The sequence below is a fragment of the Streptomyces sp. NPDC086080 genome (assembly GCF_044540255.1).
Classification (GTDB): domain Bacteria; phylum Actinomycetota; class Actinomycetes; order Streptomycetales; family Streptomycetaceae; genus Streptomyces.
The window spans coordinates 165,831-180,598 of the sequence record NZ_JBITRU010000018.1 but is presented as its reverse complement, the minus strand read 5'-3'; the positions used below and the strand labels follow the sequence as shown (position 1 = coordinate 180,598).

The 14,768-nt window shown below is 68.5% G+C and carries 12 protein-coding genes and 1 pseudogene; 4 read left to right on the top strand and 9 right to left on the bottom strand.

The window, feature by feature from the left end:
* The coding region (locus tag ACIF9R_RS22210) for a transposase (RefSeq protein ID WP_399982701.1) at nucleotides 1-259 on the bottom strand (259 nt) is incomplete at its 3' end.
* Between the two features lie 178 nt (nucleotides 260-437).
* Between ACIF9R_RS22210 and ACIF9R_RS22205 the strand changes: the two genes are divergently transcribed.
* From ACIF9R_RS22205 to gltX, 4 genes are all read left to right on the top strand, one after another.
* Nucleotides 438-731, top strand: a complete 294-nt coding sequence (locus ACIF9R_RS22205; protein ID WP_399982699.1) for a lactococcin 972 family bacteriocin — start codon at nucleotides 438-440, stop codon at nucleotides 729-731.
* A 147-nt stretch (nucleotides 732-878) separates the two neighbouring features.
* Nucleotides 879-2,981, top strand: coding sequence for a hypothetical protein (locus ACIF9R_RS22200; RefSeq protein WP_399982697.1), 2,103 nt, complete (start codon nucleotides 879-881; stop codon nucleotides 2,979-2,981).
* A gap of 43 nt (nucleotides 2,982-3,024) precedes the next feature.
* On the top strand, nucleotides 3,025-3,717 hold the full coding sequence (locus tag ACIF9R_RS22195; RefSeq protein ID WP_399982694.1) for an ABC transporter ATP-binding protein: 693 nt from the start codon (nucleotides 3,025-3,027) through the stop codon (nucleotides 3,715-3,717).
* A gap of 298 nt (nucleotides 3,718-4,015) precedes the next feature.
* Nucleotides 4,016-5,392 (top strand): glutamate--tRNA ligase, encoded by a 1,377-nt coding sequence (gene gltX, locus ACIF9R_RS22190; RefSeq protein ID WP_399982724.1) that lies wholly within the window; start codon nucleotides 4,016-4,018, stop codon nucleotides 5,390-5,392.
* 7 nt (nucleotides 5,393-5,399) lie between these two features.
* Here gltX and ACIF9R_RS22185 read toward each other — a convergent pair whose 3' ends face one another.
* The 8 genes and pseudogenes from ACIF9R_RS22185 to ACIF9R_RS22150 form a co-directional block, all read right to left on the bottom strand.
* Nucleotides 5,400-6,386 carry a glycosyltransferase gene (locus ACIF9R_RS22185; RefSeq protein ID WP_399982691.1) on the bottom strand — a complete coding sequence of 329 codons (987 nt, stop codon included), beginning with the start codon at nucleotides 6,384-6,386 and terminating at the stop codon, nucleotides 5,400-5,402.
* Nucleotides 6,383-6,997, bottom strand: a complete 615-nt coding sequence (locus tag ACIF9R_RS22180; RefSeq protein ID WP_399982689.1) for an HD domain-containing protein — start codon at nucleotides 6,995-6,997, stop codon at nucleotides 6,383-6,385. Before ACIF9R_RS22180 ends, ACIF9R_RS22185 begins: the two co-directional genes overlap by 4 nt.
* A 5-nt stretch (nucleotides 6,998-7,002) precedes the next feature.
* Nucleotides 7,003-8,498, bottom strand: a pseudogene (locus tag ACIF9R_RS22175) (carbamoyltransferase C-terminal domain-containing protein).
* A 180-nt stretch (nucleotides 8,499-8,678) separates the two neighbouring features.
* Nucleotides 8,679-9,487, bottom strand: a protein-coding gene (locus tag ACIF9R_RS22170; protein ID WP_399982686.1) for an IS5 family transposase whose coding sequence is annotated in 2 segments (ribosomal slippage) — nucleotides 8,679-9,145 and nucleotides 9,145-9,487 — 810 coding nt in all. Because the reading frame shifts where the segments join, the coding sequence is not laid out codon by codon here.
* Nucleotides 9,488-9,527: 40 nt separating this feature from the next.
* Nucleotides 9,528-11,240 (bottom strand): relaxase/mobilization nuclease domain-containing protein, encoded by a 1,713-nt coding sequence (locus ACIF9R_RS22165; RefSeq protein WP_399982683.1) that lies wholly within the window; start codon nucleotides 11,238-11,240, stop codon nucleotides 9,528-9,530.
* Nucleotides 11,237-11,797 carry a MobC family plasmid mobilization relaxosome protein gene (locus ACIF9R_RS22160; RefSeq protein ID WP_399982681.1) on the bottom strand — a complete coding sequence of 187 codons (561 nt, stop codon included), beginning with the start codon at nucleotides 11,795-11,797 and terminating at the stop codon, nucleotides 11,237-11,239. The genes ACIF9R_RS22165 and ACIF9R_RS22160 overlap by 4 nt, the downstream gene beginning before the upstream one ends.
* Before the next feature lie 323 nt (nucleotides 11,798-12,120).
* Complete coding sequence (locus ACIF9R_RS22155) at nucleotides 12,121-12,954, bottom strand: DUF2637 domain-containing protein (RefSeq protein ID WP_399982722.1); 834 nt, start codon at nucleotides 12,952-12,954, stop codon at nucleotides 12,121-12,123.
* A gap of 463 nt (nucleotides 12,955-13,417) precedes the next feature.
* On the bottom strand, nucleotides 13,418-14,719 hold the full coding sequence (locus tag ACIF9R_RS22150) for a DUF3631 domain-containing protein (protein WP_399982679.1): 1,302 nt from the start codon (nucleotides 14,717-14,719) through the stop codon (nucleotides 13,418-13,420).
* Between the last annotated feature and the right edge of the window lie 49 nt (nucleotides 14,720-14,768).

Here is a 14,768-nt window from a genome sequence, read left to right as displayed (position 1 = left end):
CGGTCTCGTCGACCACCAGGACCGCGGCATCGTCATAGAGGTGCTCGACGACGTATTCGCGCACGTCATCACGGACGGCATCGGCATCCCAGACGACTCGGCACAGCAGATGCTGCATGCCGTGCGGGCTGCTCTCCCCAGCCCACTCGGCGATCGTCCAGCAGTTCTTGCGCGGCAGGTCCGACAGCAGGCCCAGCACCAACCGCCCTGCCCGCAGCCGGGGTTCGAACCGGGCGAACCGGCCCGCGATCCGGCCCATGGCCACCTCGAACGCCTCCCGCCAACGGACGGGATCTATGCTGTGACCTGCGGCCACTGTCTCATCAGTACTCCACACAAGTCACGATGATCAACGGTGGCCGCACCCGTCCCCGCACCGGCCCCGACCAGCAAGATCACGATCTACAGCTGGAGTACTAGGGACTAGGAGTCCAGCTTTGAGACCGAAGAACGTGCTCAAGGTCGTGTTCGCGACTGTCGCCCTCACCGTGGCTGCAGGCGCTCCGGCGATGGCCTCCGTCAATGTGGGCGGCGGTCAGTGGTCGTACGGCACCGGCTGTTGCAGCGTCTGGTCGAACTACAAGCACGCCTCCGTGAACCACTCGTCCTCGGCGGACGGCGACTACTGGGCCTACAGCGGCTGCACCGCACCGGGGCCGTGGGCCCTGGCGTCGGCCGAGCTCAGCGGCGGTACGGGCAAGGCGTACTGGGACAAGGGCTGCACGCGCTGATCCTGAGTACTACCGTGAGCCCCGGTGTCGACGTCACCGGGGCTCACTGTGGTCCGTCCCTCGCCGTCCACCGCCCCTCTCCCACCACATCTCACCGGCCCAGCGCGGTCTCACAAGCCCGACCCAGTGATCCGACATAGGAAGCCGATGCTGCACCGAGGTATCAAGTTCGTCCACGTCGCCGTATTGTTCTTCGCTGCGGTGCTGGCCTTCCTGTTCGTCCGGGAACTGGACGAGGATGAGGTGCTGGGCAATTCGGCCGTGATCTTCGTCTTCGACTCCGATGATTCGACGAGTGGCGCCCAGGTTGCCCAGTCGATCGCGTCGTTTGCCGAGGACCACGGCGTCACGGTGGCTCGTGAGGTGCCCGACTTGAGGGAACCTGATGGCCGTCGCCACCTGTACATGGCCGCAGGAGATGACCCGGCCGGAGCCGGCGCGTGGCTGAACGAGGGTTATCCGGCGTTCAGTTCGAACCTGGCCACGGACGTGCATCCGATCGCCGACATCGGGCAGCGTGATCCGCGCGGCCACTACTACGTGTTCGGACCGCCGGAGGCCGCGGACTCACTGGTCGCAGAGTTCTCCGACCTGGGCCTGCGGGCAGACGTGTCCCACCCGCTCTCCTATGGCGAACTGGCCACCACCTACACCAATAGCGTCATGTACTGGTCGTTCTGGGTAATCGCTCTCGCCGCGGTAACCCTCACCGGCGCGAGCGTGCTGCTGTCCGCGAGGACTTATGGGATTCTGCGGTTGCAGGGCTTCTCCCTGGTGGACCTCGTAGTGCGTGACCTGAGGCAACTGCTGGTGCCCTGGGCGGTGGCGCTCGGTGCCGTGACTGCGGTAGCACTCACTTCCCTCGGCCTCTACAACGGCTTTGCCTGGCTCACCCTCTTCGCCGCCCTGGCCGCCGTCTTGGCCGGACTGCTCCTTCTTCTAGTACTGACCGCTCATGTGGCGGTGATCGCCCTGACGTTCAAGGTCGACGTGCTGCGCGCCGTGAAGGGCGCCCTGCCCGCTCGGGCAGCATCCGTCGGCGTTTACCTGGTGCGCATCCCCGCTCTGCTGCTCGCACTCAGTGTGGCCACCGACGTCGCGGCGGTCGGCAGAGACATGGAGACACGTCAAGAGAACCGGGCGGCCTACGCCGATGCGGGCGACGCCGTCACCATCCGCCTCAACGGAGGTCTCTCCGGTGAGAAGGAGAGGGTGGTTGAAGAGATCGGCCCGTGGTTGCGTCGGGCCGACGGTAACGGGAAGGTCATTCTCGCCGGGCGCCGAGACCTCCAGAGCCTGGTGCCGGGTTCACACCTTCCGCCAGGCGAAGTGCTCGTCGTGAACGAGACCTTCCTTACTCAACAGCCCGTCCTCGACCCGGCGGGACAGCGCTACATGCCCGCGGCTCGGAAGGGCGAGACGGCAAAAGAGGACAGGGTACGGCTCATCGTTCCCGAAGCTCTCCGCGGACACGAGGCGGCTCTCCGCAAGGCGGTCGTCGGAGTACTGGCTTCGGACTTCGACCCTCGGAGCCAACTGGAAGCACTCCCGGGCAAGAGCGGCCAGAGCGTCTTCACATACAACCCCGGAAGCCAGGTCTACAACGCGGCCCACAGCCAGAAGGAGGACCGTTCCCTTGTACAGGACCCGGTCCTTGTCGTGGTCCCCAACGGCTCACACTTTGTGTCCGACGACGGCTACACCGCGTTCGCCGCGCAGGAGGGGGTCGTTTTCCCCGACCCCGATGTCGTCGTTCGCGCCATTCAGGGGAACAGGCTGGGCGTCTACGTCGTGGCGCTCCGCCCTGTCGCTGAGAACTCCGCGCTGAAGATGCGAGAGGTGGCCACCGAGTTCCGGGTGCAGCTCTTCAACCTTGTGCTGACAGTCATCGTCCTCCTCATCGCCGGTGTCGGCATCTGCGTCATCTACGCGCGCAAGAACTCCCAGTCCATCTTCGCCCAGCACATCAATGGGTGGAGATACGTGGCCACCCACCGGTTCATCCTCGGCGTGGAGGTGGCCATCGCCTTCCTCCTGGCCACCCGGGTACCTTTCGAAACGTGGATGCGCAACAAGGATCTGGAACGGATCGCCGCGTCCGGTGCCCCCCTCCCCCGGCCGCTCGTCGAGCTCACCGGACTTGATCTGAGCATCATCGCCGGGCTCGTGGTCATCGAACTCGGTGCTGTGCTCCTTGCCCTCGCCGTCTTCCACCGTCGCATCGTTAGGGAAGGGGCGACCCAGGCGTGAGGTCCGCCCGTGCGATCCCCTTCCCCTCAGCAGGAGTACTGTCGTGATCGATATCGAGAATCTCTCGAAGTCCTACGGTTCTCGGACTCTGTGGTCCGATGTCACCTTCACCGTTGCCCGTGGCGAGATGCTCGCCCTCGTCGGGCCCAGTGGTTCGGGCAAGTCGACGCTCCTCAACTGTCTCGGCCTGCTGGACAAGCCGAGCGCGGGGGTGATCCGCCATGAGGACAAGGACATCACTCGATTCAGCCGGCGCGAGATCCGTGGGTTCCGCCGTGACGTGCTCGGCTACCTGTTCCAGAACTACGCCCTGATCGAAAACGCGACCGTTGCCGAGAACCTCAAGGTGGCCGTGAAACCGCGCCGGCCCTTGCCGGACCAGCCGGGCAAGACCATCGCCGAGGCGTTGAACCGCGTGGGCCTGGGCGGCAGGGAGAACGAGACGATCCACTATCTCAGCGGTGGGGAACAGCAGCGTGTGGCCCTTGCCCGTCTCATGGTCAAGCGGCCTGCGCTGGTGCTGGCGGACGAGCCGACCGGTGCCCTCGACGACGCCAACGCGAGCACGGTCGTCGATATTCTCCGCGAAATGAGCGAGTCGGGATGCGCTGTCGTCATCGCCACCCATAGCGCCTCAGTTCGCGAGCAGTGCGACAGAGTATTCGCACTGGGTGAAAGCGAACGTGACCCGTCTCATAAACCGCAGCGACTGACCGTCCCCCTCAGTACCACTTGACCGTCAGCCCGCCGTGATGAGATGCCCATGCTGCCAACCGCGCTGCGGCGGGACGCGGCTCGCGATCACCTCGGGCTGTGGGACAACACTCCTGTCGCTCACCACGGTGAACGGCCTGGGGCAAGGGGCCGGCGGCACTGGGAACGGTGAAAGCAAGGTACGAATAGGAGGCGAAGACGGCCAGAAAGCGCGGATGCGGAGTCGGCGCAGTGGTCCGAAAACGGTGCCCGGCGTCGGTACCCTGGAGTGCATGTCTACTGCCCCGGTTCGTGTTCGTTTCGCCCCGTCTCCGACCGGCATGTTCCATGTCGGTGGTGCACGGTCCGCTCTCTACAACTGGGCCGTGGCGCGACAGTCCGGCGGTACGTTCGTCCTGCGGATCGAGGACACAGACGCGGCCCGGAACAAGCCGGAGTGGATCGACGGGATCATCAGCGCTCTCGCAGCGATCGGCATCCACGAAGAGGACGCCGCCTTCGAGGGGCCGTACTTCCAGTCGCACAACGCCGATCGGCACCGGGAAGCGGGTCTGCAGCTCTTCGCGGCCGGTCGGGCGTACTACTGCGACTGCAGCCGGGAGCAACTGAAGGAGCGCACGGGCTCGGATCACCTGGGTTACGACGGGTTCTGCCGGGACCGGGGACTGGCTTTCGAGGAGGGACGGGCGCTGCGGTTCCGGACGCCTGACGAGGGCGAGACCGTCGTGGTCGACCTGGTCCGCGGGGAGCCAGCGTTCCCGAACAACGCGATCGAGGACTTCGTCATTGCCCGGGGTGACGGGTCCCCGGTCTTCCTGATCGCCAACGTGGTCGACGACCTGGACGAGGGCATCACGCAGGTCATCCGCGGTGAGGAGCACCTGTCGAACACGCCGAAGCAGCAGCTGCTGTGGGAGGCGCTCGGTGCGAAGCCGCCGGTGTGGGCGCACCTGCCGGTGATCGTGAACGAGAAGCGGCAGAAGCTCTCGAAGCGCCGTGACAAGGTCGCGCTGGAGGACTACCTCGCCGAGGGCTTCCTGCCCGAGGCGATGGTGAACTACCTGATGCTCCTGGGCTGGGGCCCTGGCGACGACCGGGAGGTCATGCCGCACGAGGAGCTGGAGCAGCTCTTCCGGATCGAGGACGTCAACACGGCGCCTGCCTTCTTCGACGTGAAGAAGCTGACGGCGTTCAACGGCGACTACATCCGCGCGTTCTCGCCGGAGCAGTTCGCCAACGCCTGTGCGCCATGGCTCGTCGCCCCGTACGCGCCGTGGGCTCCGGAGGCGTTCGACAGGAACCTCTTCGAGGCGGCGGCCCCGCTGGCCCAGACCCGACTGGCGCTTCTGTCGGAGATCACCAGCTACGTGGACTTCCTGTTCCTCGACGAGCCGGTCGAGGACGAGGCGTCGTGGAACAAGGCGATGAAGGCCGGCGCCAGCGACATCCTGTCCGACACCCGTGCCGAACTGGCCACTGTCGCGGACTGGAAAGCGGACGACCTGAAGGCCGTCCTGCTCGCCGTCGGCGAGAAGCACGGCCTCAAGCTGGGCAAGGCCCAGGCACCCATCCGGGTAGCGGTCACCGGCCGGACGATCGGACTCCCTCTGTTCGAGTCCATGGAGCTGCTCGGCCGGGACCGCGTGCTCGCCCGTCTGGACGCCGCGGCCAAGAAGCTGGCCGCTACGCAGGCATAGTCGTTGGTCAGGCGACCTGCGCCAGCAGGTCGCCCCAGGCGTTGCCGAAGTAGTTCAGATCGAACCGGGCCAGGGCCTCGTATGCGGCCTTGGCCTCGGCCTGACGCGTTGCCGCGCGTTCCCGGACCTGCGTCGGCAGGCGGTCGAGGTCCGGGGCCGGCTGACCGGTCAGGGTAGCGAGGTCGCCCAGGCCGGCCACCGGGCGGATCAGGCAGGGCAGGCCGAGCAGCAGGGCCTCGGCCGCGCAGCGACTCCAGCCCTCCCGCATCCGGGGAAGGAAGACACCGACGTCGCACGCGCACAGAAGCCGCAGGTAGCGCTCGCGTTCCACGTCGTAGTGGGCACCGTCGAAGCCGATGGTGTTGCTGCCGCTGGTGATCATCCGCAGCCTGGGGCCGCCGGCCAGAGCCGCCGAGACCTCCTCGATACCCTTCCAGTGCACGGCCTTGCCCGCGTACACGCCTATCGCGTCCGGGGGCAGGTCGAACTCGGCGCGGCATTCGGCGCGGTCGAAGCCGCGTGCCCTCTCGATCTCCGTCATGTCGAAGGCGTTGTAGATCACACGCACGTTGCGGATGCCTCGGGCCCGGAGGAATTCCGCCCAGTACGGGGCGACGCAGACCACGGCGGCGCATTGCGGCAGCATCCGGAACAGGTGCTCCCAGAGCATGGCCTCGACGGGTGCGGAGTCGTGCTGCAGCGGCTCGTAGTGGTGGAGGAGGAAAACCGTGCGGGCCCTCATCTCCGGGGTGAAGAGCAGCAGGCTCAGGTCGTCCCACACGAAGGTGCCGGTGGTGCCGTGCAGCGCCCGTATGGAAGGGGCCAGACGGGCAAGGTGGCGGAGCTTGCGCCAGCGGCGGACGCGGTAGGTGCGCTTGTGGTCCGGGACCGTGCGCCACTCCACATCGTCGGCCGTCGCCTCGTGGAGCATCCGCAGGTAAACCCGGCCGCCGGTCCGGCCGACCGGCTCCATCGAGTAGACGATCCGCTTCACGGACGTACCTCCTGTGGGTGTCGGTTGTACTCGGCGTGGAGCAGCGCGTGCATGGCCGCCAGGTGGGGGCTGAGGCTGCGGGCGGCGTCGGCAATCGGGAGGTAGAAGTCCTCCAGGCTCCGGAGGAACCGCCGGCGCCGGTCAAGGTTGGGCGAGAGGGCAAGGTCGCGCAGGTTGTGAAGGCGGTCGGCGAACCGGACGAGGAGGTCCTCGGATGGGAGCGCGGCCTGCTTGAAGCGCCAGTTGGTTTCATCGCCGGCGGCCCTGGGACGCTGTTCGAGGCGGTGGTCGGCGGTCATGGCGCGCAGGCGGGCGGTGAACCGGGCTCCGAGGTGCTGGACCAGCAGCGCCTCCGCTTCGGGAGCCACTTCCAGGGCGTCGTGGAGAAGGGCGAGGACGAGGGTCTCGGGGTGCCTGACCCTGATTTCGGTGCGCAAGAGCGTGACCACGGCCAACGGGTGCTCCAGGTACGGGGTGCCCTGGTCGCGGGTGTGGCCGTCGTAGACGGTGAGGGCCAGGGTGCCAACGACTTCGGCGAAGGACTGCTCGTCTGTGCTCCACAGGGAGGTGCCGAGCACGGTGAGGACGTGGTCCAGGTCGGTGGGGTTCATCCGCCTCACCTCGTGAGGAGAGCCGTGGCACGGGGGTCGGACAGGTGGTCGGCGAGCAGGAGAGTGTCCCCGACAACCAGGGCGTCGAGGCCGAGGTCAGCCGCCGCTGCCACGGCCTGCTCGGCGGTCCGCAGGATCGGGGTGCCCTTTCGGTTGAACGAGGTATTCAGCAGCAGCGGTAGTCCGGTGCGCTCGTGGAACTGCTCCAGGAGTTCACGCAGGCCCTGATGGTGGGGGGCGACGGCCTGGACGCGAGCGGTGCCGTCATGGTGGGTGACTGCGGGGATGCGGGCGGCCTGGCACCGTCGGACGTGAGCGACCCGGTTCATGAAAGGGTCGCCCTCCGACATGAACCACTCCGTGGCGTGTTCGGCAGGACAGCCGGGGCGAAGGGACGGTACGTCGCTCGCTTCTTGATCGCGTTGAGTCGATCACGCGTGGCGGTGTGGCCGGGGTGAGCGAGGATCGAGCGATGACCGAGGGCACGCGGCCCAAATTCGAGCGGTCCCCGCACCCAGCCGATGATGTGTCGCTCCGCGAGCAGCGCGGCCACGGTGGGCTCCAGTCCCCGTCCGAGGCCGGTCAGGGCGCGGTACCCAGTCGGCACCGCCAGCGTTGGCACGGCACCCGGGTGCGGGCCCCAGGCCGCGCCTGTCGGCACTGGGAGGCGCTCCTGCCCGAGCTGGTAGTACCAGCCGTAGAGCGCGGCGCCCACGGCAGTGCCCGCGTCGTGCGGGGCCGGTGCCACGAAGAGGGTGTCGAAGCCGCTGTCGGCGGCCAGCTGACCGTTGAGGTGGGAGTTCAGGGCGCACCCACCCGAGAACACCAACGTCGAGGATCCGGTGAGACGTTGCAGGTGTCGGGCGACGTGGACGACCGATTCGGCGAAGACCTCTTGAACGGCGGCGGACAGGTCGGCCCGTTCGTGTTCTGGCTGCTCCGCGACATTGTCAGCGGTCCAGGCCCGGCCACCGAGCAGCAGCGGGGTGCCGCTGTCCGCCGAGCCCCAGGGGTACTCAATGCGCACCTCGCCGTCGTCTCCGAGCCGTACGAGATCCCGGAGCTGAGCTGCATAGCGCTGAGGGTCGCCGAAGGCCGCGAGCGCCATCATGCTGCCCTCGGGCTCGTCGCCGGGAGGGATCACGCGTCGGGCGAGGTTCCGGTAGAAGTGCCCGAGGGAGGAGTGGATGCGCCGAGGCCCGGCCGAGCTGGGGACAACGGTCGGCATGCCCTGGTGGAGGCGGTCGATGCGATCGGGTCGCAGGCCGTACCCGGTGATGCGCTCCCGGCCCGGACCGAAGTCGGACCCGAGGGAGGAGCCGCCGGCGTCGATGACGAGGCCCGCTGCGTACTCGTGGCCGGAGAGCAGGTAGCCGGAGAGCACGTGGGCCGTGTGGTGGGAGAGGAGGCGGAGGTGTTCGCCGAGCGGGGCGGGCAGGAGGGCGGCGAGTTCGTCGCGCTCCTCGGCCAGCCACCAGCCGGCGGCGGGGTTGGGGCGCATGGAGGCGGCCCAGACGACGTCGATGTCCTGCGGTTCGAGGTCGGCGGCCTCCAAGCACCACTGGAGCGCGCGGGTTGGGGTGGTGAGAGTGCCCTTGCGGGTGGGGTGGTTGTGCTTGACGCCGCTCCAGCGTTCCTCTTCGGCCGCGTAGAGGCGGCCGTCGATGACTAAGACGTTGTTTCACTTGGTGAGTCGGCGGTGGGCGATGAGGGCTGCGGCTATGCCGACGAAGGCGAGGAAGTGCTCGGCCTTGCGTTCGTAGCGGCGGTGCAGGCGGCGGCAGCCGGCCAGCCAGGAGACCGTTCTTTCGACGACCCAGCGGTGTCGGCCCAGTCGGGTGGACGACTCGATGCCCTTGCGGGCGATGCGGTGGCGGATGCGACGCTCGCGAAGCCATTTCCGCAGGTGGTCGTAGTCGTAGCCCTTGTCGGCGTGGAGCTTGGCAGGACGCCGGCGGCGCGGTCCGCGGCGGGAGCGGATGGGCGGGATCCCGCGCACGAGCGGCTGCAGGCCGAGGCTGTCGTGCATGTTCGCGCCGGAGATGCCCAGCGACAGCGGCACGCCGTTCCGGTCGGTGATGAGGTGGATTTTCGATCCGCTCTTGCCACGGTCGGTCGGATTCGGTCCGGTCAGAGGCCCCCTTTTGCCGCCCGGACGCTGACCGAATCGATCGCGCACCGCGACCAGTCCAGCTCGCCCCGCGCACCGAGTTCGTCGAGGACGACCCGGTGGAGCCTGGCCCACACCCTGGCCCGGCTCCACTGGGCGAAGCGCCGGTAGACGGTGGGCCAGGCCGGCCCGAACACCGGCGGCAGCTGCCGCCAGGTGCAGCCCGAGGTGGCCACGAAGATGATCGCTGCCAGGCATTCGCGGTCACCGGCCCTCCGTTTGCCGCCGCCCTGCGGACGTATGACCTCCGTCGGCGGGACCACCCGCCGAAACAGCGTCCACAACTCGTCCGGCACCAACCGCTCAACCAGATCCGTCATGCACTGCTCAACGAACGATCACGCCATCAGAAACGGCGTCTTATAGCTGTCGACGCTCGATCGGGCGGGCAGTCACCGGAGGCAAAACGGACTGTGCGGCATCCCACCCCAGATCAGTCGCAGTTACCCGCATGGTGGTGCGTCGGCGGGCGGCTTCCGCTCGGGGATTGGGTGCGGGGTTGCGGCCGGTGTGTTGGATGCGGGTGATCAGGACGCGAGCGGGTTGGCGGGCTGTGGTGAGTTCGCGTTGGGAGGCGGCTTCCTTGAGGAGCTGGTGGGGTTTGTGGCCGCCGGCTTCGGCGTCGGCGAGGACTGTGGCGAGGGCGGGCCAAGCGGGGTCGGCGAGGATGCGATCGGCATGGTTGGGGATGGCGGCGCGGACGTCGTGGGCGAGGGTCCGGCGAGCCTGCTCGCTCGGTTGACGGGTGGCGAGGCCGTCGAGAACGGGTGTGAGGGCCTGATCGGCTGCCACCTGAAGGTGATGAAGGGCCTGGCGGGCGGCTTCGGTCTGGTGAGCGTGGCTCTTCGCGTCGTGCCAGTGGGCGGCGAGGACCGTAGCCCAAACGAGGGCGGCGAGCAGGGTGGCCAGGACGCTCGCGTCGGGCCCGGTGGCGGTGTGGGCGATGTCACGGGCGGCAATGCGTAGGGTGTGGCCGGCCTGGTTCTCGGCGCGGATCTGGGAGCGCTGAGCACGGGCGAAAGCTCGTGACGCGGCTCGGAGTTCGGCCTGGAGGTGAGCGGGGGCTTCCTGGGCAGTCGCTTCGATGAGTTCGCCGAGCGCGGTGATGCGGGCCTGGGCATGAGTGTCATCGGCCATGTCGGTGCGGAGGCCGTCAAGGGCGTCGGTTGCCTGGTGCCAGGGGGTAGCAGGTTGGTCGCGGCGGGCGGTGGGGTGCTCCTCCGGCGCGGTGGTTTCGAGGCGGGCCTTCAGTTTGGGGAGCGTGAGGTCGGGGGTGATCTTTCCGCCGGCGTGGAAGATCTGTTCGCCGTCGCTATTGAGGTCGCCGGGGTGGCCGACGGCGTAGCCGAGGAGGTCTCCGGACGGTCCGCGGCGGGGTTTGACCGCGATGCCGTCTGCTTCGAGGTAGGCGAGGAGTTCCTCGGCGCTGCCGGCGTGGGGAATGGCAGCGCGGATGTGGTCCTGGAGCCAGTCGCGGCTGGTCTGCTCCCAGCCGAGCCGTTCGGCCTTGTGCATCTCGGCTTGGGTGGGCCGGCGTCCGGCGGTGCGGTCGCCCTTCTTCAGCTGCCGTAGGCCGTAGTCCTTCTCGATCTGGCGGCAGGCATCGCCGACGCGGACGCCGCTGTCGTGGAGCCTGGGGCGGCGACCGTCTTCGCGGACGGTGGTGGCAAGGATGTGGATGTGGTCGTCGGCGTGGCGTACGGCGATCCAACGGCAGCCGAGGTCGTCTCCGGCAGGCGCTATGTCAGCGGCTTCGACGATCCGCTGGGCGATCTCGGCCCACTCGGCGTCGGAGAGGCGGCGGTCTTCTGGGGCTGCGCGGACGGGGCAGTGCCAGACATGGTCGGTGACCTTCTTGCCGAACTCGCTGTTCTGAAGCTGGACAGGATCGTCGAGGTGGCGGGCGATCTGGGTGAGGGTGGCGTCTTGGTCGCGGCCGGGGTCTGGCATGCCGAGCATGGCGAAGCCCGCGACGATGTGCGGGTCGGTGTGCTCGTCGTGGCGACCGGGGCCGTAGAGGTAGGCGAGTAGGCCACGGGTGTTGGACCCGGCCGGTTTGATGGCGGCGATCACGCGGCCTGGTCCTTCCTGGTGCCGTCGGGTTCACGCAGGGCCTCGGCGATCAGCTCCAGCAGGCAGTCCAGCTCGCCGAGACGGTGACGGATGTCGGGCGGAGTCAGGTCGCTGTTGAGGGCACGGGCGATCTGGTTGACGTTGACGCCGATGCGGTTGAGCTCGCGCAGCACCTGGGCACGGAACATATGGGTGCGGCGGCGTTCCTCGGACAGCGGCAGATTCGCGGTGAACTGGCCGCTGATGAAGGCGAGGACGATGTCGGCGGCGAAGCCGGAATCCCCCTTGTAGCCGTGCTCGGCGGCGGCCTCTTGGAGCCTGACGTGCTCGACGCTGGTGAACCGCATCGGACCGACACGGATGGTTCGCTTCGTGCCGCTGAAACGACGGATCGCCAGCTGAACGCTCTGCACGTCTCCCTCAACGGCCGCCGGGGTGGCTGCGGACTCGGGGCGGAGAATCTGCTGCTGGACAGCGTGCAGAGTGTCCGCATCGGGGCTGCCCTCGGCTCCGACCTCCTGGTCCGGCGCCCCCTGGCGTCGGGCCGTCTCCGCCACCCCCGGGGCGGAGACCCCCGAAGACCGGCCTTGAGTCGGACTCGGGGTACTACTGGCTCCGCCAGGGGCCGTCCGTCCGAACGCCCGCCGCAGACGTTCCAGCAGGGTTGGGGAGTGCGACGACACAGGTGTCTCAGCGTCGGTGTCTTCAGGCGGGTGCTCGTCGTGCGTCAAGGAAGCTGCTCCAGGTACGGCCGGCAGGCGGAGCGGAGATGCCTGCCCGGCAGGGTCGTCGTGCTGTCCACAGGGTGTGGAGATTGACTGGGCGGTTGGCCGTCTGCTCGGGCGACCGGAAGGGTTCCGGTCACCCGAGCAGGCGGCGGTCAGCGCTTGGAGACCTCGATCCCGGCGGCTTCTAGTTCCGGCCGAAGCAGTTCCATCACCTCGGTCTGCCGCTCACTGCCGATCGTCAGGTCCCGGTCCTTCACTGCCGCTCGGAGCAGGCCGCGCGTGAGTTTGCCGTGCTGGCGACCGGCGGCCCGACCGATATCCGCCAGCTCCGCGATGGTCGCCTTCGCCGGACGGCCACCGCTCGGTTTGCCCTCCGGAGCCTGTGCCGCAGGTTCCGTCCGCTCACCGCCGGCGGCTCGCGAACCGGCAGGAGCGGCGTCTGGCAGGTGGCTGTGACTGAAGTCGCCGACCGCTTGCTCCGACGTCTGTACGGAACCGGTGTTCGGGGAGTCGTCGGACGGCGCGACGAGCTGGTGGATCTGTCGCATGAGGACGCCGAAGGCGACCATCGCGGCGGCCGGAGGGACGGCGGCGACCACGTAGTCGAGGAACGGGACGGTGCGTGCGTTGCCCGTGCCGCTGACCCCGGCGACGTTCAGGGCTATGGAGCCGACCGATCCGACGGCGGTCACGGCGATCGCCCACGGGTCCGTGACGCGGCGCAGTGCCGCGCGCAGCATGAGCAGTTCGCCCGCGACGATGAACGCGTCCAGGGTGGCGGGCCAGGCCCAGCGGCGAATGGGCGACGCTCCGAGCCCGTGCTGGCCGGCGACGTCAGCCAGGTGCGCGTAGGAGAGCCAGAACGCTCCGGCGGTCAGGGCGACGATGACGATGCTGGCCGCGCCGAGCGCGAACTGCTCAGCGTCAGCCTTCCTTTTCGGTCGCCCTTCGCTGGGGACATCATCGTGCGGCTGTGGGGCTTGCATGAGGGGCGGAGTGGTCAAGCGGAAGGCTCCTGGGGGTAGCGGTGTGCGGCGTCTTTGCCGTCTCGGCCGTTGCACGTGCAGGTCAGGGCGGGACGGCAGCTCTCCTGATGTGCCGTCCCGGCGGATGCTGGTGTCTTGTCCCGAGTCGGGACAGATGTGCGGCGTTCTTGTCCCGAATCGGGACAAGAACGGCGCCGTCGGGGCGGGCTTGCTTGGGTCGGTGTGTCCCGTGAAGGGACGGCTGCGCAGCACCGTCCGTCCCAATAGGCAGGGCTGTGAGCTGCGGCGATACGGCATGGACGCCTGGGACGTGGCAAGACGGATCTCGGCAGCGTCTCCGGCGGGCAGCACTCCTGGAAACGCCTGCGTTGCCGTCTTGCCCCTGGCTGACGTCTTGCCGGCGTGCTGTCTGACCTGCGAGATCACGGCAGGGACGGCAAGTACGGCAACCAGGAGCCGCGGATCAGCTATCGCCGCCGCGGGCCTCGACTGGGTGGACGGCCGGACAGTACCGCCGCCACGCGTCGAGGAACTTGTGGCGCATGTAGCCCTTGCGCTGAGTCCGGTCGGCCATGCGTACATTGCCGGGCCGGATGTCGTAGTCGCGCAGCATCGCGCCAAGTTCGCGGGCGGTCAGGCCGTAGCGGCCTCGCTCTCCCCACGGGGCTTCGGCGTCCGCGTTCAGGTAGTGCAGAAGATCCTCGGTGGAGAGGCTGTCCGCCTCCCTCTGGGCGAAGAAGACCCGACGGATGTCGGCCAGGATGCGCGCCCCGCTGGGGTGGTCCTCTTCTGCCGCCACTTCGGCGGCGACCATCCGCGCGCAGGCGATCCGCGCCAGCCGGGGCCAGCGGCCGCCCGCCAGGTCGGCGACGATCACCAAGGGTTCCCACGTGTCGGCGGCGCGGTCTTCAACCGGCATGTCCGGCTCCAGGTTCGCGGCGTCTTCCAGCAGCGGCCTGGCCAGTGCGTGGATACGGTATCGCAGCTCGTGCAGGGCGGGGATGTCCCGGCGGGAGCGGAAGGGCTTGACCTTCTCGCCCTCGGCCCGGCGCCGCATGCGGATGACCACCGACCGGTCCATGACCGTGTCGGGCAGGTCCCCGATTCCCGCGATGGCCGCCATCGCGAAGGTGGCGAACTTGTGCGGGGTGTGGTCGTTGCCGACGACCCGGGTGACGTACCGGCCGCGCTGATGGCCAGCGTTGAGCAGACCGCGCGTCTCCTCGTTCTTCTCCGCGACCTTGGGACCGAAGATGGTGTCGGCCTCGTCCACCAGCAACGTCGGCGGCTCGTCCTCGTGGATCGAGCGGAAGATGGCCGCCGGTGTTGTGTTGATGGTGAGCATAGGTTCGTGGACCGTCTCGGTCAGCACGTCCAGCAACCGCGACTTGCCGCAGCGCTTCGCCGGCCCCACCACTGCCAACCGAGGGGCGTGCTGCCACGCCGGCTGGAGATGCGTCGCTGCCACCCACAGAGTGATCGCGTCCAGTGCCTCAGAGGAGGGCGGGATCACGAACCGGGCTATCTGCGAGCGCAGCTCGTCCAGAGCCTTCGAGCCGACCGTCGGCTCCGCGTCGGGCATGGCCTCCAGGCCGATCGCCGGGTCCGCCTCGTTGGCGCTGTCATCGGCCGTACCGTCGCTCGGGTCCACCCTGCCGTCGGCCTGCGCGGGACTCAGGTGGGCGCCGGGCCGGCCGGGGATGGCTGTGGCGGGCCAAGCCGCTCGTACGGGGGCGGAATAGGACTCGGAGTTCTCGGGTTGCACTGGGCGGCTCCTCGTCTGGCGGTTTCGGGTTTGCACACCCTTGCCGCCG

Excerpts from the sequence above, each read along its gene's own strand:
- ACIF9R_RS22200 (WP_399982697.1), top strand. The coding sequence starts at position 879 with ATGCTGCACCGAGGTATCAAGTTCGTCCACGTCGCCGTATTGTTCTTC.
- gltX (WP_399982724.1), top strand. The coding sequence starts at position 4,016 with ATGTTCCATGTCGGTGGTGCACGGTCCGCTCTCTACAACTGGGCCGTG.
- ACIF9R_RS22180 (WP_399982689.1), bottom strand. The coding sequence starts at position 6,997 with ATGAACCCCACCGACCTGGACCACGTCCTCACCGTGCTCGGCACCTCC.
- ACIF9R_RS22155 (WP_399982722.1), bottom strand. The coding sequence starts at position 12,954 with ATGCAAGCCCCACAGCCGCACGATGATGTCCCCAGCGAAGGGCGACCG.